The 17,785-nt window shown below is 52.2% G+C and carries 16 protein-coding genes, 1 tRNA gene and 1 pseudogene; 2 read left to right on the forward strand and 16 right to left on the reverse strand.

Features of this window, described 5'->3' with window-relative positions:
* Window positions 1-132: 132 nt before the first annotated feature.
* The 3 genes from VHE34_RS17655 to VHE34_RS17665 all read right to left on the reverse strand — a co-directional run bounded on the left by VHE34_RS17655 (window position 133) and on the right by VHE34_RS17665 (window position 5,043).
* Complete coding sequence (locus VHE34_RS17655) at window positions 133-1,602, reverse strand: PAS domain-containing protein (protein ID WP_325590177.1); 1,470 nt, start codon at window positions 1,600-1,602, stop codon at window positions 133-135.
* 357 nt (window positions 1,603-1,959) lie between these two features.
* On the reverse strand, window positions 1,960-3,657 hold the full coding sequence (locus tag VHE34_RS17660) for a sensor histidine kinase (RefSeq protein WP_325590178.1): 1,698 nt from the start codon (window positions 3,655-3,657) through the stop codon (window positions 1,960-1,962).
* A 30-nt stretch (window positions 3,658-3,687) separates the two neighbouring features.
* Window positions 3,688-5,043 (reverse strand): sigma-54 dependent transcriptional regulator, encoded by a 1,356-nt coding sequence (locus tag VHE34_RS17665; protein WP_325590179.1) that lies wholly within the window; start codon window positions 5,041-5,043, stop codon window positions 3,688-3,690.
* A 113-nt stretch (window positions 5,044-5,156) separates the two neighbouring features.
* Here VHE34_RS17665 and VHE34_RS17670 point away from each other — a divergent pair.
* Window positions 5,157-5,243 (forward strand) — tRNA-Ser (locus tag VHE34_RS17670).
* Window positions 5,244-5,922: 679 nt separating this feature from the next.
* Here VHE34_RS17670 and VHE34_RS31155 read toward each other — a convergent pair.
* The 10 genes and pseudogenes from VHE34_RS31155 to VHE34_RS17710 form a co-directional block, all read right to left on the reverse strand.
* Window positions 5,923-6,060, reverse strand: a complete 138-nt coding sequence (locus VHE34_RS31155) for a transposase domain-containing protein (protein WP_414709902.1) — start codon at window positions 6,058-6,060, stop codon at window positions 5,923-5,925.
* A 20-nt stretch (window positions 6,061-6,080) separates the two neighbouring features.
* Window positions 6,081-6,216 (reverse strand): annotated as a pseudogene (locus VHE34_RS31160) (IS66 family transposase); the annotation flags it as partial.
* A gap of 16 nt (window positions 6,217-6,232) precedes the next feature.
* Complete coding sequence (locus tag VHE34_RS17680; protein WP_325590180.1) at window positions 6,233-7,585, reverse strand: sigma-54 dependent transcriptional regulator; 1,353 nt, start codon at window positions 7,583-7,585, stop codon at window positions 6,233-6,235.
* Window positions 7,582-9,306, reverse strand: coding sequence for a sensor histidine kinase (locus tag VHE34_RS17685; RefSeq protein WP_325590181.1), 1,725 nt, complete (start codon window positions 9,304-9,306; stop codon window positions 7,582-7,584). The genes VHE34_RS17680 and VHE34_RS17685 overlap by 4 nt, the downstream gene beginning before the upstream one ends.
* Window positions 9,307-9,354: 48 nt before the next feature.
* Window positions 9,355-10,464, reverse strand: a complete 1,110-nt coding sequence (locus tag VHE34_RS17690; protein WP_325590182.1) for an outer membrane beta-barrel protein — start codon at window positions 10,462-10,464, stop codon at window positions 9,355-9,357.
* Window positions 10,465-10,480: 16 nt separating this feature from the next.
* Window positions 10,481-11,047, reverse strand: coding sequence for a K(+)-transporting ATPase subunit C (locus tag VHE34_RS17695; protein WP_325590183.1), 567 nt, complete (start codon window positions 11,045-11,047; stop codon window positions 10,481-10,483).
* Window positions 11,048-11,065: 18 nt separating this feature from the next.
* Complete coding sequence (gene kdpB, locus VHE34_RS17700; protein WP_325590184.1) at window positions 11,066-13,120, reverse strand: potassium-transporting ATPase subunit KdpB; 2,055 nt, start codon at window positions 13,118-13,120, stop codon at window positions 11,066-11,068.
* A gap of 21 nt (window positions 13,121-13,141) precedes the next feature.
* Window positions 13,142-14,857 carry a potassium-transporting ATPase subunit KdpA gene (kdpA, locus tag VHE34_RS17705; protein WP_325590185.1) on the reverse strand — a complete coding sequence of 572 codons (1,716 nt, stop codon included), beginning with the start codon at window positions 14,855-14,857 and terminating at the stop codon, window positions 13,142-13,144.
* Window positions 14,858-14,869: 12 nt separating this feature from the next.
* Window positions 14,870-14,950, reverse strand: a complete 81-nt coding sequence (locus VHE34_RS31165; RefSeq protein WP_414709903.1) for a potassium-transporting ATPase subunit F — start codon at window positions 14,948-14,950, stop codon at window positions 14,870-14,872.
* A gap of 110 nt (window positions 14,951-15,060) precedes the next feature.
* Complete coding sequence (locus tag VHE34_RS17710) at window positions 15,061-15,189, reverse strand: hypothetical protein (protein WP_325590186.1); 129 nt, start codon at window positions 15,187-15,189, stop codon at window positions 15,061-15,063.
* A gap of 450 nt (window positions 15,190-15,639) precedes the next feature.
* Between VHE34_RS17710 and VHE34_RS17715 the strand changes: the two genes are divergently transcribed.
* Entirely contained in the window at window positions 15,640-15,825 is a 186-nt protein-coding gene (locus tag VHE34_RS17715) for a hypothetical protein (protein WP_325590232.1), read from the forward strand.
* Between the two features lie 6 nt (window positions 15,826-15,831).
* Here VHE34_RS17715 and VHE34_RS17720 read toward each other — a convergent pair whose 3' ends face one another.
* From VHE34_RS17720 to VHE34_RS17725, 3 genes are all read right to left on the reverse strand, one after another.
* Window positions 15,832-16,035, reverse strand: a complete 204-nt coding sequence (locus VHE34_RS17720) for an Arm DNA-binding domain-containing protein (RefSeq protein WP_325590187.1) — start codon at window positions 16,033-16,035, stop codon at window positions 15,832-15,834.
* A 102-nt stretch (window positions 16,036-16,137) separates the two neighbouring features.
* Window positions 16,138-16,380 carry a transposase domain-containing protein gene (locus VHE34_RS31170; protein WP_414709904.1) on the reverse strand — a complete coding sequence of 81 codons (243 nt, stop codon included), beginning with the start codon at window positions 16,378-16,380 and terminating at the stop codon, window positions 16,138-16,140.
* 75 nt (window positions 16,381-16,455) lie between these two features.
* Complete coding sequence (locus VHE34_RS17725; protein WP_325590188.1) at window positions 16,456-17,610, reverse strand: ATP-binding protein; 1,155 nt, start codon at window positions 17,608-17,610, stop codon at window positions 16,456-16,458.
* Between the last annotated feature and the right edge of the window lie 175 nt (window positions 17,611-17,785).

Here is a 17,785-nt window from a genome sequence, read left to right on the forward strand (position 1 = left end):
GGAAGGCCCCCTATCGGCTCCTCCTGACGAAGAAACACTCAGGCGCCTGAATGTCCTTGCCAAACAATACCCGTTCTGCAGATTGCACAAAGGCAGTAACAGCCCGTTGTTGTAACCCGTTGTCGTCACTCTTTATGCCTGGGTAGGCAGTGCCTTGGAGTTCAGAATAACTTCGAGCCGGCATCCCTTCCCCGGGGCAGAGTCGATGTCGACCTTACCATTGTACAACTCAGCCCTGCTGATGATATTGGAGATGCCGACCCCATCCCGGCGCATCCTCGGGTCGAACCCCCTTCCGTCATCCACCACCAGTAAGCGGATCTGCTCCTCCTCCTTGGTCAGCTCGATCATCACCGAATGAGCCTGCGCATGTTTGAGGATATTGTTCAACTGCTCCTGGATGATCCGGTAGACATTGATCTTCTGCTCGGGCAAAAGAGCATTCTCGTCGAGGCCGGAAATGGCCAACCGGATCTTCATCTTCCCCACCATCTGGATATTCCGGACCAGCTCCTGGATCGACTGAACCAACCCCAAATCGTTAAGGCTGGGCGTGATCAGCTCCTTGGACAGCCGCCGGATCTCCTCGATCGCCATGGAAATATTGTTCCGGCTCTTGACCAGCAGCTCCAGCCTCGGCTCCCGCTCCTCGATCGCCACATCCAGGTACAACCTGCACGTGGCCAGGATCTGGTTGATATTGTCATGGAGCTCCTGGCCCAGTTCAAACCTCTCCCGCTCCTGTGCGCCCAGCACGACCTCGGTGATCTGTTGCTGCTTCAGCCGCTGCTGGATCGCCAACTCCTTCAGCACGATCTCCTCGGCCCGCTTGCGCAACGTAATATCCTGGATAGCCCCGATCATCCGCACCGGCCGGTGCTCCGCCGAATACATGATATAACCCCGGTCATGCACGTGGGCATACTCGCCACTGCGCTTGCGCAACCGGTACTCATCCTCCCATTTGATGGCCACCCCTTCCCGGATCGCCGCCGCCTGCTTTTCCAACACCCGCGCCCGGTCATCCGGATGAAGGATGCTCTCCCAGTGATCCTGCGGAATATCCGAATCCACCCAATCATAACCGAACAACTGCTTGTAGGTGTCCCCGACCATAAAGACGGTATTGGTCACGAGATCCCAATCCCAGATCGCATCATTGGTGGCCTTGACCACCGTATTGAATCGTTCATTACTCAACCGCAAATGCTCGAGCGTTCGCTTTCGCTCAAGACTATATTGTATCGCCTTCGCCAGCAAACTTTCTGTTAACTCTCCCTTAACAAGATAATCCTGCGCTCCTTCCTTGATCGCCTCCAGCGCCACATTGGTGTCCGATAACCCCGTCAGGATGATCACCGGGATCTTTTGCACTACCGGCTTGAGATAGATAAAAGAATGGATACCGAAGCTATCCGGCAACGTGAGATCGAGCAGCACCAGGTCGATCTCCTTTGCCGCCAGTAAAGCATACGCCTCACGGATGCGATCGGTTGAATAAAAATGCCGGAGCGAAAGACCTGAGGATCGGATCATATGCTCCAGTAAAAAAAGATCACTTGGGTTATCCTCAACAGTCAGGATCGAGAGACCATTATTCATCTTTTTCAGGTTTGGCATAAAAAAAATCCCCGCTTGACGGCGGGGATGCACTAATCAAATACCATAACCATTAAACCTTATCCTATTAGGATATGAATGTACTTCATTTTCCATTCACACACAAAAATCTTCTGTGGTCATTTTTAAATAGCTATAAAAAAGCCTAAGTGCAATCCCCTATTTTATATGTAGAAAGAAACATGAATATACGTCAAAAATTAACGAGCTGGTAAACCGCTAATATTCAATTAATTCTACCCAGTTACCCCAGCCGCGAGAACGCCTCCCGGCAGCAGGGAACCGCCGAAAAATGGACTTTCCGCTAATTTTTTTGCTAAAAACAAGCTAAATCTTTTGCTAAAACACGCTAAAGGTAAATCCGAACCGGCTCCCTTCTCCCAGCCGGCTATGAACCCAGATATGCCCCCCCTGCGCCTCGATGAACTCCTTCGATATCGAAAGTCCCAGTCCCGTTCCATTGCGGTCATGCGTACCCGGGACCTTGAAATAGCGTTCGAAGATGCGCGGAAGATATTTCTCATCGATTCCACGCCCCTGGTCCTTGACAACGAACTCTACCGTATCCTTTTTACGGCAGGCCGAGACCTCGATGCCCGAATCCTCCGGCGAATATTTGATGGCATTGGTCAGGAAATTGATCAGCACCCATGAAGTCTTTTCAACGTCCGCCTGGATGCGGGGCAGATTCTCGGTGAACGAGGTATGTATCCGGATATGTTTTTGCTGCGCCTGGAAGCTGACCGCCTGGATCGCCTGTTCAACGATCTCCGCCGGGCTGGCCGGCTGCAGTTTCAATTGGATCTGCCCCGTCTCCACCTGCGAAAGATTGAGCAGCTCGCCTGTGATCTTCAACAACCGGTTGCTGTCGTCCGTAATGCTCCGGATCAGTTCCTGCTGCTCGCTGTTCAGCGCTCCCACCCGAAGATCACTCAGCAGCCGGGCGCTCATCTTGATGGAAGAGATCGGCGTCTTCAGCTCATGCGACACGGTGGCGATGAAGTTCGTCTTCGCCTCGTTCAGCTCATGGAACAGCGTAATATTCCGCAGCACGATCACCTGGCCGATCATCTTCTCATTATTCGTGACGTCCAGCACATCCTTGCTGAAATAGCTCTCCTTGTTGTCGGCGTAAATTTTTAATTCCTTCTTTTCGGGCTCCTCCTGCAAAAGGGTCCGCATCAGGTCGTTGGAAACGGCCACGTCCGGCGCATACTGCCCGGCAATATTGGCCTCTTTCAACCCCAGCAGCCTCTCGGCCACGGCATTCAGGAAAAGGATGTTGCGCTTCTCATCGAGACCGATGATGCCGTCGCGCATCTGGTTGATGATCGTCTCGATCCGGCTCTTCTCGAATTTTACCTGCGCCAGGTTGCTGCTTTCATATTCATCCAGCTTCTGGGCCATCGTGTTGAAGGCTTCGGCCAGCTCCCCGAACTCATCCCCCTGCCGCAGATAGATCCGCTTTTTGTAGTTTTTGGCCGCGATAGCCCGGATCCCCTCGGCCAGGCTGCTGATGGGGCCGGAGATGATCCCTGGCAGGTTGAAAATAAAGGTGAAGGCCACCAGCGTGAGGATCGTAAAAAGGATCGTCAGGACATCCTTCGCACCGTCAGCCGTCTTTTGCGCAATGGCGTTCTTGCGCACAATGGCCATCTCGTTCAGATCTTCGATCTTGATGATGCTCTTGCGGATGTCGGTGTAGTTGCTGGAATCCGACGGGTCCGCCAGCATCTCGTTGAAATTCGTCGACAGCTCGTCCGTCGCCTCCTTTTCTCCTACCTCCGTGATATTCACCTGCTGCTTTTGCAGGTTCTCCCGGAAAGTGGCTATCGCATTCTTGTCTGTACGCAGTTCTTCCAGCGCCTGCATCATATGATTACAATACACCAGCGACTCATGGTTATTCTTCAGCACGAGCCGCCCTTCGTCGCTCAGGCGATTGATATAGAACAATCCCAGGACGCCGAAAAGGACGATCACGATGAAGAGGAAGACCAGTCCCAGGGATAATTTCGTTTTCAGTCTAATGCTCATGGCCCTAAATTTAGGAAAGGATAACCGCTATTATGCCTCTACATGCAATTTGTATTCTTCGATCTTGCGGTAGAGCGTGGTCAGGCCGATATTCAGCAGTCTGGCGGCCTCCGTCTTATTGCCGCGGGTGTGGTTGAGCACATGCTGGATATGTAGCTTCTCCACGCTGGCCAGGTCGAAGGACGAAGTGGCGCCTGGCGTACGCACGCCGCCGGCCTGCATGTCGGCGGGCAGATCGCCGACATTGAGCTGCGGACCGTCGGAGAGAATGACGGCCCGTTCGATGACATTACGCAGCTCGCGGATATTCCCCTTCCATTCGCGTTGCTGGAGGCGTTCGAGAAATTCCCGGCTCATGCCGTCGATGCGTTTATTACCCTTGCCCGAGTAAACCCGGAGGTAGAACTCCGCCAGTGCAGGGATGTCTTTCTTCCGGTCACGCAGGGCCGGCAGGGAGATGGTGAACACGTTGAGGCGGTAGAAAAGGTCATCCCGAAACCGGCCCTCGTTGACCTCGTTTTGCAGGTCGCGGTTCGTCGCCGCGATGATGCGGACGTTGACTCGCGTAGGCCGGGTATCGCCCACTTTTATGAATTCGCTCGTTTCCAGCACCCGCAGCAGCTTCGCCTGAAGGTCGATATGCATTTCCCCGATCTCGTCCAGAAAAAGCGTGCCCTGGTTGGCCTCCTCGATAAGCCCCTTTTTGTCCTTGGTGGCGCTGGTAAAGGACCCCGCCTTATGGCCAAAAAGCTCGCTTTCCAGCAGTTCCTTGCCAAAGGCGCTAATGTTCAGCGCGATGAAGGGCTTCCCCGCCCGTTTGCTGCCGTTATGGATCGCCTGTGCGAACACCTCCTTTCCCGTGCCCGTCTCGCCCAGCAGCAGCACCGTTGCCTCCGTAGGCGCCACTTTCCTGGCCAGCGCGATGGCCTCGGTGATCAGGGGCGACTGCCCCAGGATGGTGTCGAAAGTATAGCGTTTGCCCACCTGCTGTTCCAGCTGGATGACCCGCTTCTGCAGTTGCACCTTCTCCATCGCCCGCGCCAGCAGCGGGATGATCTTGTCGTTATCGTCACCCTTCGTAATATAGTCGAAGGCCCCGTTCTTCATAGCCATGACCCCGTCGGCGATATTGCCATAGGCCGTCAGCAGGATCGTTTCCACGGTTGGGTGCCGCATCTTCAGGTCCCGGACAAATTCAACCCCGTTCCCATCCGGCAGCTTGACGTCGCACAGGACCACGTCGATGTCTTCCTTGTCCAGCAGCCGGTTCCCCGCCTTGATCGTCTCCGCTTCCAGCACGGTCAACCCTTCCAGCCGGATGATCCGCGCCAGCAGACTGCGTAATTTCTCTTCGTCATCGATGATCAGGACCGTTCCGGTAGACATTTTCCAGCGGGGATTTGAGGGGCAAAACTACGATTCCCCCGATAAATGCAAAAAAATGACCCAAAACACCTAAATTTGCAACCCGGCCGACAACCCTCATTGTCAGCCCCTTCGGAGAGGTGGCAGAGCGGTCGATTGTGGCGGTCTCGAAAACCGTTGTGCGGGCAACCGTACCGAGGGTTCGAATCCCTCCCTCTCCGCAAGACTTCATCATTGGACCCGCAGCGATAGCTGCGGGTTTTTTGTTCGGAGAAGACGCGCGAGCTCTGCTCGCAGCGGATGCGGAGAACAAAAAACGAAGGCGGCTGAAAGCCGCCTGAAGGTCCAATGATGAAGTCTTAAGCCCCTCCCCTAAGGGATCAGCGAGCACCGCGATAGCGGGCGCAGCTAATCCCTCCCTCTCCGCCAATCAAATGGATGTCCCCCGGCTTTGCCGGGGGCATTTTTGTTTTGGAGCGTTGCGGAGCTTGCTCCGGCAAAAGCGCAAAACAAAAATGGGAGTGAGCGTAGCTCACGGACATCCATTTGATTGAAGCCCCCCATCTAAGGGATCGGCGAAGCCAATCCCTCCCTCTCCGCAACGAACATTTTCAATATTTTATGAGGCTTTTTTCATGCATTCATTTTCTCCCGAACCTAAGCGGCATACTTACGAAGTAATTTAAGAAATTCAATTCTATCCCGGCATTTTGGTGCTTGTGTGAGGCGGTGCAAATCGGCTCTTTCGTAGCCAACCCTATTCAGCATCTTGCCGATGAACTGGAAAGAAAGGAGGATAAGACAGCTCGCCTAAAGACGCCAAATAATACGCCGAAAGCGTATCCAACCGGTCAAGTACACCTTGCAGGTTTCCAAAATTGATGTAGGCGGATTTTAATGTTAGCCCTTGTATCGATGAGGTAGCAGCTCGTTGATCCTGTTGATGGGGTGATCTGCTATTCGTCCAAGAACATCTTTCAGCCAGCCATAAGGTTCGATGCTGTGCATTTTGCAGGTGCCGAGTAAGCCGTACAGCATGCCGGTTCTTCGGGCAGCGTCGTGCGAGCCGGCGAACAGGTAATTTTTTCTTCCCAGGGCGACGGGCCGGATACTATTTTCCACAGGGTTGTTGTCGATGTTCAGCCCGCCATCGGTAATATATAGTGACAGCTTATTCCAGCGCTCGATACTGTAGGCAAGATCAATTCCTTCATTTTTCGTTCATCTTGTCCTCCTCCAGCTTTCTGTACAGAGTGGCAATCCCGATATTCAATAGTTTGGCCGCCCGGGCCTTATTCCCCCCGGTATATTTCAACACCCGCTGAATATGTTCATGTTCCACTCTGGCCAGATCAAAGGCCGAGGGCGACTTGGTCTTCAGTGTGGTGTACTGCAATTCCAGCGGCAGGTTCTCGATGGTCAACCGGTCTCCGCTACAAAGGATGAGCGAGCGCTCGATCACATTCTTCAACTCCCGGATATTGCCCCGCCAGTCGTGCCTCAGCAAATGAGAAAGATAGCTTTCAGACATGCCTTTAACATGCGGATACGCCCCTTTCGTCAACTTGCGCAGGAAATAATCCGCCAACAAAGGGATATCTGCCTGCCGATCTCTCAATGCCGGCAACTGGATGGTAATGAGATTGAGCCGGTAGAACAGATCTTCCCTGAATTTGCCGTCCCTGATGTCCTGTGCGAGGTTGCGGTTCGTTGCAGCAATTATCCGGATGTCCACCCGCTGCAAATGCGTGTCCCCCACCTTGATGAACTCGCTGGTCTCCAACAGCCTCAGCAGCTTTGCCTGCAAGTCCAGCGGCATTTCTCCGATCTCATCCAGGAACAAGGTTCCGCCATTGGCTTCCTCGATCAGTCCCCGCTTGTCTTTGGTGGCTCCGGTGAAGGCCCCGCTCTTATAGCCAAAAAGCTCGCTTTCCAGCAAGTTGGATGAGAATGCACTGCAATTGAGACCAAGGAAGGTCTTCTTGCTTCTCCTGCTTGCCGAATGGATCGCCTGGGCGAATATCTCCTTCCCGCTTCCCGTTTCGCCCAGCAGCAGCACCGGCACTTCCGTCGGCGCGGCCATTTGTGCCAACACTTTCGCTTCTACGATCCGGGGAGTATTGCCGATGATCGTCTCGAACGTTGCATATTTTTCACTCGTCTGCTTTTCCAGTTGGAACGCCTTTTTTTCCTGCTTTATCCGCTCCAGGGCCCGGTAAAGCAACGGCAGGATCCGTTCGTTATCGTCCGCCTTTGTCAGATAATCGAAAGCCCCATTCTTTATCGCCCGCACACTGTCCGGAATATTCCCATAGGCGGTCAGCACAATGATCTCCAGTCGAGGGAACAAGGCCTTTATTTGTTTGATCAGTTCTACCCCGTCGCCATCCGGTAATTTCACATCGCACAACACGACATCGATGGTTTCGGTCTCCAATATGCGGAGGGCTGCTTTACAGCTGGCGGCTTCAAACATGGTGAACCCTTCCAGAGCGATCACTCTTTTCAGTAGCTGCCGGACGTCGTTCTCGTCCTCCACGATCAGCACTTTTGCAATACTCATGTTAAAAGATTGACAGGTTCCGGCCTGGGTTCGGACATCAGCGTAAATCCAAAAGTGCTCCCCTTACCGGGAGTGCTCCGAACCCAAATGGTCCCACCCAGCGCCTCGATGAATTCCTTGGAGATAGCCAATCCTAAACCCGTTCCTGTCTTTTCGTCGGTTCCCGGAACTTTGAAGTATTTTTCAAAGATATGTGGTAAATATTTTTCTTCAATTCCCCGGCCGTGATCCACGATCTGGAACTCCACCTTCCCTTCGCCGCGACGCACCTTGACTTCGATTTGCCCGCCCTTGTTCGAATACTTGACGGCATTGGATAACAAATTGATCAATACCCAACTGACCTTTTCCGCATCCATTTTCACGGCAGGGAGTTCCGTCTCGATATCCGGACACAATTGTAACCCCGTTTGATTGGCCTCGAGGGTGATGGCTTTTATGGCCGACAAAACTATCGCAACGGGATCAGTTGACTCCAGTTTGATCTGCATCTTTCCCGTTTCCATTTGCGACATGTTCAGCAGCTCGGCGGTGATCTTTAGCAGCCGTTCGGTATTTCCCTTGATCGTTCCCAGGATTTCCGTCTGATCGGCGTTCAAATCGCCTAGCCGCCTGTCGTCCAGCAACTGAGTTCCCACCTTCAGCGCGAACAGGGGCGTCTTCAGTTCATGAGAAATGGTGGCAATGAAATTCGTTTTTGCCGCATCCTGTTCCTGGAAGGGGGTTACATTCCGAAGCAAAATAACCTGGCCGCCGGCGCCATCTTCCGACTGAATAGGAACAGATTCCTTTGCAAAAAAACATTCCTTGTTGTCGGCGAATATCCGGAATGTCTTCCGGGAATCCTTTTGCAGCAGGGCCCTCAACAGATCATTGTCCAGCGCGACATCTGGCGCATAGCGGCCGACGACATTCTTCCCGCGGAGTTCAAACAGCTTCTCCGCAGTAGTATTGAAGAACAGGATATGCTGCTTATCGCTCAGCACGATGATCCCGTCATTCATCTTATTGATGATCGCCTCCACCCTGTTCTTCTCGAAGGTCAGTTCCGCGAGGTTGCTGTGTTCATATTCGTCGAGCTTCTCCGCCATCGAATTAAAGGCATCCGCCAGCTCGCCGAACTCATCATGCCGCTTCAGGTCGATCCGTTTGCTGTAGTTCTTGCCGGCGATCTCCTTTATTCCCTCGGTGAGGATCTTCACCGGCCGGGCGATCATGGACGGGAAGTTGAGAATAAACGCGAGAGCCGCCACGGTCAGCACGGTCACGATCACCGTCAGCCAAAAAGTGGCCTGGATGGCCGTCCTGGCCGCGACGATATTCTTATGAACAATGGCGACCTGGTTGACGTCTTCTATTGTCAGGATCGCCCTGCGCATCCTTTTATACTCCCGGAAACCCCTCGGGTCCTTCTTTAGCTGCTCGAACAAGCCCCTTACTTCCGCCGTCGCCTCATATTCGCCCGGTTCGGTAATATTGTTTTCTTCCAGCTTAAGGTTGGACTCAAAAACCTCTTCTTTCGAAAGATCATCCGGCAGGTCGTCCAACGCCTTTAGCATATGGTTGCAATATTCGAGACTGATATGGTTGTCCTTGAGGATCATGCCGGCGTCGGAGCTCAGGCGTTTGACATAAAAAATACCAAGCCCCCCGAATGCCAGGATCACGGCAAATAGGACCATCAATCCCACCGTCAATTTCGTCTTTATGTTCGTGCGCATACCCATTGCAAAGATACAACCCCGCGGGATGCGCCCGCGGGGTTCTTATTACCTGAAACGAGCCGTGATACCCGCCGTCAACCACAAATCCTTATTCGCGGTCGTCCCGTCCCGCATCGGATAAAGCTGAGACGGCGAACCGAAATAGCGCCCCTCGAGCCGGAAAAGCACATCGTCCGTAACGGCCAGGTTATACCCGAGACTGGCGCTGCCCAACTTGAAACCATAGGTGTTGGTGACTGGCGTAAGCAACACCTGGTAAGGGTCGTGAAAATATTCCACCCTGCCGGAAAACGAGCTTCCCGGCGCAAACGTATAGCGGGCGCAAAGGTTGGCATTCCACCACTGCCTCGTATTCAATCCGCCCGTCTCCATCCTCCGCTGCCAGCCTATATAGGCATCCGCCGAAAAGCTCCATTTGTCGGAGGGCGTATACGTAGCATACCCGTCGGTAAACCATCGGGTCTCATAGCCGGGGTTGGCCGCCGACCGTTCATCACCGATATAGGTGTTCCAATTGATATCCCAATTGCCGTTTGGCTTGAACTCCAGTTGAGAACCAAAATCCAACGGATCATGCTGCGCCTGGATCACCTGCCATCCATTCAAAACGTAAAGATAAGCTGTCCATTTGCCGAAGGGTACGGTCAGCTTGGCGCCCGTCAGATAATAGGGCACGTTCTCGGAAGCCAGGCTCCGCGTATAGTTGATCTGATCAAAGGAATAGGCCGTCTCGTTTGTGTAGGGTGAGCTGATCACGCCCGCGTCGAGCCAGATATCCTTTTTGGCGAAGATTTTGACACCCACATTCGCTTCAAGCAGGTTTTGCAGAGTCTGGCGTTCGGACGCATAGTTGGCATTCATATAGGTTCCATATCCCGGCGTGAACGTGGCCCGGATCCTGTCCGAGTTATATTTCAGGCTGATATAGGCGAGGTTGATATTGATCTCATTATCCCGGTTATACGAAACAAAATAGGCGTGGTTGGCATCTACCGGATGGCTGATAGCATAGGAATAATAGGCATCCACATATCCTTCAAGGGTCAATTTTCCTTTCTTAATATTTATATTCTTGACCGAATCGGCCGCCTGCTGCGCGCTTAAGGGAAGAGCGAGAGCGATTCCGATGGCTTGCGCCAGCAAAAATTTTCTCAACGGTATCATAATAATTTTATTGTTTTAATTCATCCAATGCGATGTTCAATTGCAGCACATTCACCTTAGCCGGTCCGAAGAGGCCCAGGAGTGGGTGAGTTGTGTATTTGTCGACCAGCTCGGTCAATTTCCGTTCGGAGATATGTCGGGCGGCGGCTATCCGGGCCACCTGGACTTTTGCCCCCGCCGGGGACAGATCGGGGTCCAGCCCGCTACCGGAATACGTCACCAGTTCGGCCGGGATATCTTCTTTCCGAACACCCGGGTTATGTGACAGGAACGTATCGATATGCGCCTGCACGTCTTTCAGATAGTCGGGATTGCTCGGCCCCTTATTACTTCCGCCGCTCCCTGCGGCATTGAAGCCCACGGCAGAAGGGCGGCTCCAGAAATAATTATCGTGGTCGAACTTCTGGCCGATATTGGCGTATCCGACGACTTTCCCATTGACCGACAGCGTTTGGCCGCGCCCCCCGCCGGGAGTGAGTCTGCCGATGGCTGCAACGATCAGCGGATAGATCACCGAGCAGATAACGATAAAGACGGCGGTGAGCTTCAGAGCAACCAGTATATGCTTTTTCATGTTGTTCTTGATTTTTGATTACATAAACAGGGCAAGGATCATATCGATGAGTTTAATTCCGATAAAGGGCGCGATGATGCCGCCAAGCCCATAGATCAGCAGGTTTCGCCTCAGCAGCGGACCCGCGCCGATCGGTCGGTAGGCCACGCCTTTCAAGGCCAGCGGTATCAGCAGCGGAATAATGAGGGCATTGAAGATCACGGCCGACAGGATCGCACTTTGAGGACTGCGAAGCCCCATGATGTTCAGCGCCTGCAGGGTCGGGATAGTGGTGATGAACAGGGCCGGCACGATCGCGAAATATTTGGCTACGTCATTAGCAATGGAGAACGTCGTCAGTGTACCGCGGGTCATCAGCAACTGCTTGCCGATCTCGACGATCTCGATCAGTTTGGTAGGATCGTTGTCGAGGTCCACCATGTTCCCTGCCTCCTTGGCCGCCTGCGTTCCGCTGTTCATCGCAACGCCCACATCAGCCTGGGCCAGCGCAGGCGCATCATTAGTCCCGTCTCCCATCATCGCCACCAGTTTTCCGCCGGCCTGCTCCTTGCGGATATAGTTCATTTTATCCTCCGGCTTCGCCTCGGCAATAAAGTCGTCCACGCCGGCCTTGTTGGCGATAAATTTGGCCGTGAGCGGGTTGTCACCGGTGACCATCACCGTCTTGACCCCCATTTTCCGCAAACGCTGGAACCGTTCGCTGATGCCCGGCTTGATGATGTCCTGCAGTTCGATCACTCCCAGCACCTCCGAATTCCGGCTTACCACCAGCGGGGTGCCGCCGTTGGAAGAGATGGTCTTCACCTGCTGCTCCGTATCCTCGGGGAAGGTCTTTCCCGCCTTCTTCACCTGGCTTAGGATCGCATCGAAAGCCCCCTTCCGGATGACCATTCCATCCACATCCACCCCGCTGAAGCGCGTCTCGGCGGAGAACGGTACGAACTGAACGGCCCCATTCGCCTGCAATGTGGGCGACTTGATCCCTTTGCTATTGCCCAGCTCGACGATGGATTTCCCTTCGGGTGTCTCATCGGCCACTGAAGCGAGAACGCAAGCCTCGACAAATACCGGCTCGTCGACTTTTCCAGCGGGATAGAAATTGGTGGCCTTCCGGTTGCCGATGGTGATGGTGCCGGTCTTGTCCAGCAGCAGGGTATCCAGGTCGCCGGCCGTCTCCACCGCCTTGCCGCTCTTGGCAATCACATTCGCCCGCAGGGCCCTGTCCATGCCTGCAATCCCGATGGCGTTGAGCAATCCGCCGATGGTGGTTGGTATAAGGCACACATACAGGGAAATGAAGGCCGCTATCGTAATAGGCGTATTCGCATAGTCGGCATAGGGTTTCAGCGTAACGCAAACCAGCAGGAAGATGATCGTGAACGAGGCCAGCAGAATGGTCAGCGCAATCTCATTGGGCGTTTTTTGCCGGCTTGCTCCTTCCACCAACGCGATCATCTTGTCGAGGAAACTTTCGCCCGGATTGGTCGTAACCCGCACTTTGATCCAGTCGCTCAGCACCTTGGTGCCGCCCGTAACAGAATTTCTGTCACCACCCGACTCCCGGATGACAGGCGCCGACTCCCCGGTGATAGCCGATTCGTCGATGGTCGCAATACCTTCGATGATCTCGCCGTCCATGGGAATCACATCTCCCGCTTCGCAAAGAAAGACGTCTCCTTTTTTCAATTTCGAAGACAGCACGACCTCCCACTTGGATTGGCCGTTCGTTTTTGCGTCGCTTATTTTCTTTGCGGGTGTATCCTCCCTGGTTTTGCGAAGACTTTCGGCCTGCGCTTTGCCCCTTGCTTCGGCAATCGCCTCAGCAAAATTGGCAAACAGGACCGTTATCAGCAGGATCAGGAAGATAGCGAAATTATACCCGAAGCTGCCTTGCGCTTTTTCCCCGGCAAGAATCCACACACAGACTGCCGCAAGTACGATCGTCCCCAGGTAGACGGTGAACATGACCGGATTCTTGAGCATCACCGCCGGTTTCAGTTTGATCACCGATTGCTTCAGTGCCTCTTTGACAAGGGGGCCGCTGAGCAGTGTACGAGAATTGTTTTTTGACATATAAATAGTTTATGGAATTTTTCAGTGCATACTAAAATACTCGGCAATGGGGCCCAGCACCAGCGGCGGGAAATACGACAACGCGGTGATGATAATGATCACGGCAAGGGTCATCACCCCAAAAGTCCAGGAATCTACTTTTAGTGTACCCGGGGACTCCGGGATATATTTCTTCTCAGCCAGCAACCCGGCGATCGCCACCGGACCGATGATCGGCAGGAAACGCCCGAGGATCATGGCCAGGCCACCCGTGACGTTCCAGAAGGGATTGTTGTCCGCCAGTCCTTCAAAGCCGCTGCCGTTATTAGCGTTGGTGGAAGTGTACTGGTACAGCATCTCGGAGAAGCCATGATAACCCGGATTGTTGAGCCAGTTGGCCGGCTTCACTGCCCAGTCGGCATTGCCGTGGTGCACGAAATAATAGGCAGCCAGTGCCGTAAACCCTTTGATGATAAAGGCCGACAGCATAGTGACGAGGGCGGCGATCTTCACCTCCCGCGCCTCGACCTTGTGCCCCATGAACTCGGGCGTTCGCCCGATCATCAACCCGGCTATAAAAACCGCTATTATGATGTAGATAAAGTAGTTGAGGATACCCACCCCGCAACCGCCGTAGAAGGCATTGACAAGCATTCCCAGTAACTGCATGAGCCCCGACAACGGCATCGAGCTGTCATGCATGGAATTCACCGACCCGGTGGAGATGACTGTCGTCAGAATGCTCCAATAACCCGAGGCGGCGGGACCGAACCGCACTTCCTTTCCTTCCATGGCCCCCGTAGCCTGTACAACGCCCATTCGCGCGATCTCCGGGTTGCCGCGAATCTCCGCGAGCACGGTCGGCACCATCAGGCAGAGCATACCGGCCGTCATGATCCCAAAGACCACCACGGCGAATTTTTTCCGCCGGATATAATGGCCCATAGCGAAGATCATGGCCACCGGGATCAGCACCTGGGCAATGATCTCTACCATATTGGTGAGATAGTTGGGATTTTCCAGGGGGTGGGCCGAGTTGGCGCCAAACCATCCGCCGCCATTGGTCCCTAAATGTTTGATAGCGATCATCCCCGCAGCCGGACCTCTCGACACCTGGACAGTATCTCCCTGCATTGTGATGACCGTGTCCCTGCCGTCATAGCTCGTCGGCGTGCCGTTGAAGGCAAGGATGACTGCGATGATCAGCGAGATAGGCAGCAGGATACGGGTCATCGTCCGGGTAAAGATCACCCAGAAATTCCCCAAGTTCTTCGTTGTCTTCTCTTTAAGGCCATTGAACAGGGCCACCAGGCAGGCGATGCCCGTAGCCGCGCTGACAAACTGCAGGAAGGTGATCACGAACAGCTGGGTTAAATAGGTAGCCCCCGTTTCGCCGGAATAGTCCTGCAGGTTGCAGTTCACCAGGAAGCTGATCGCCGTATTGAATGTCAGGTCCGGCGTCATATCGGGATTCTTGTCCGGGTTCAATGGCAAATGACCCTGGAATAGGGTAAGCACAAACGCATAGACCAGCCAAAGCAGGTTGATGGTCAGCATGGCCTTCAGGAAATCCTTCCAGTCCATGCCTTTCTTCGGATCGATGCTACAGAGCCTGTAAATAAAACGTTCAAGTGGAATGAAAAAATCAGTAACGGTCTTTTCTCCCGCGAAGACCTTTGCGATATACCTGCCCAGCGGAATGGCCAGTAACAGGGTTATCAGGAAAGAGGCAAAAATGCCTGCGATCTCGGTACTCATATAATGGATGGGTTAGAATTTTTCGGGTTTCAATAAAACATACAACAGGTAGAAAAAAACGGCGATAGCCAGGATGAACAGTATTGTTATCATGATGGTGGCTTTTAGATTTTTTCAAAGAACCCGATCGATTTGAAGAAGATCCAAAAACAGACCAGGCAGACCCCTAACAGAATGATTGCATACATAAATGTTCCATTTTTTCAGTGAAAGATGTTTTTGAGCAGCGCCAGTTTGACCAGAAACAAATAGAGCAGGGACAGTGCCATCAGCCATGCCAATACAATGACGACGATCTCCGCCACCCTTGCCTTTATTTTCCTGGTGTCCATGGCAGTAAATTTTCGGGGTATTGATCCAAAAGAATGCCTAACGGCCGCGACGTCCGACAACGATTATGCCCTGCGCTGATTATCAGGCAATTATCCGAATTTCAGGGGGTGGGGGACAGGTAGAGCCGAAAGGGAAGAAAAACCTATCAATTTGAGAGACCACTCTCAATTTGATCCCGAATGACCTCTCCGATTCGGAAAAAAAACAACAATGATTGAAATTAACTGTGATCAAACGCCAATACACTGATCCTGCTCACTGGAAGAATTGATCTATGTCAGGAGAGTCATTACGAACCGTCTTACTACATTTGCCGGGACCCATTCATATTGCCTGAGCCGGAAATAGAAGAACAAGCCGAACGTTTTTTAGAGTTTATCCGTCAGTCACGCCGCGGAAAGTTCAAGGTCTACATTGGCATGAGCGCCGGCGTCGGCAAAACCTTTCGCATGCTGCTGGAAGCAAAGATCTTGCTTCGAAATGGTGTCGATGTGAAGATCGGATACGTAGAGACCCATGGCCGAAAAGAGACGCACGAACTGCTCGAAGGGTTGCCCGCGATCGCCCGCAAGCATGGCACGGCAGCTGAAGGATCCGGAGATACAATCCTAATGCGACTCCGGAAGAAGCCCTGAAGTTTGTTAAAGGTCTAGCCAATGTAACCTGCCATTCACTCGTCCGGCTTGTGAATCCCAATCGTTTTCGTTAATTTCTTCCTTGAGTGAAATTTCCGCAGGTTCGCCAAACACCCATATCCGGGCGTAGATATGTGCTTTTCCTCTTTTATTATTGCCGTGGCAGCTGCGCTTGAAGAAATCAATACTGAAAGTGTGTGTCGTTCGCATAACCGTTTGTTTGAGGTTGAAAAATGATTTGCCCTTGTTCTGTATCCAGCCGGCTAAGTACATCTTGCAAGGATGCAAAAATTGTTGTAGCGGTTATTTAAGTTAAGCCTTGTACCGATGCAGGAGCAACTCGTGGATCCAGTTGGTGGGATGGTCGGCTATTCTTTGAAGAACGTCTTTAAGCCACGCGTAGGGTTCGATGCCGTGTATTTTGCAGGTGCCGAGTAGACTGCAGAGCATGCCGCTTCTTCTGGCGGCATCGTGCGAGACGGCGAACAGATAATTTTTTCTACCAAGGGCGACCGGCCGGATGCTGGTCTCTACCGGGATGTTGTCGATCTTCAGCCGGCCATCGGTGATGTGGAGCGACAGCCTCCTTGCCAGTCCGCTCGATCTCTAACTATATCCTTTCTCTTTATTTTACAGGGTATTTATATCATTCCAGGGAAGTATCGTAATTCCGTTGCTTCGTTTTTGTATTTGATCTCCACCGTAAACAACGGTTCCTTCTGTTGTGCCGGTAATTTTGTTCCAGAAATCGAAGTTCTTAAAATAGTCGGACGTAACTGTTTTGCCCGATTTAATTTCTACTGGATACAAACTTGTTCCTTTGTCAATTACAATGTCTATCTCATTACCAGTATTATCCCGCCAAAAGTATAAATTGTGTGGTTCGTTATTATTAAAGCGCTCCTTTACCAGTTCATTTATGACAAAGTTTTCGAAGAGACTTCCTTTTTGTGGATGAAGAGGAATTTGGTCTACATGGGCAATTCCTAATAGGGAGCACACCAGGCCTGTATCGTAAAAGTATAGCTTGGGCATTTTTACCAGCCTTTTGTGAAAATTCTGATGATGCGGCTGCAATAAGTATATAATAAAGCTGCTTTGTAAGATGCTTAGCCAGGAAGCAATTGTCTTGCTATCTACACCTGCTTCAATCGCAAGACTACTCATGTTTAATAGCTGCCCAATGCGACCAGCGCAAAGTTTGATGACCTTTTCAAAAGTAGCCAGGTCGCTGATATTTTTAATTTGGCGAACATCCCTTTCGACATAAGTACTTATGTAATTCGGCAGCCACTTGTTGGGCGGTATATTGTTGTCGTATATGGCGGGGTAGCCCCCTTTGAAAATAGCCTCTTCCAACGTCTGCCTTTTTCCCATAAGGGTCTCGGCTTCTTTATTAGAAAACGGCAGAAGGTACATATAGGCAATTCTGCCGGCAAGGCTTTGAGAAATGTTTTCTTGGAGTAAGAAATTGTTTGAGCCGGTTAGAATAAATTGACCCCTCGCGGGATTTTCATCTAATATTTGTTGAAGATAAGAGAATAGTTCAGGGACGCGTTGTGCTTCGTCAAAAATGGCGCCTTCCTGATATATTTCAAGAAATCCCCGTGGATCTTCTGTCATAAATCTTCTGTTATCCGGATTCTCGAACGATACATACCGTTTGCCATTAAAAACATCCCTGGCAAGAGTTGTTTTACCGGATTGTCGGGGGCCGACAATGGCAATAGCTTTAAAGCTTTCGCTCAATTCCTTTACTTGTTTTGCCGCAATTCGAGTAATCATGCGCAAATTTACAATTTCGGAATCAAATTCCTAAACTGTAAATATATTTAATACACATTGCAATACAATACATTATGTTGCCACACCCCCCGCAAATCGCAACGGCCCGCAACCCGGTGTTCAACATAAACCGGGCTTCGACGAAACACCCGCTCGTCTTCCCGGATCAGCATTT

Source organism: Puia sp., from assembly GCF_035546395.1.
GTDB lineage: Bacteria > Bacteroidota > Bacteroidia > Chitinophagales > Chitinophagaceae > Puia.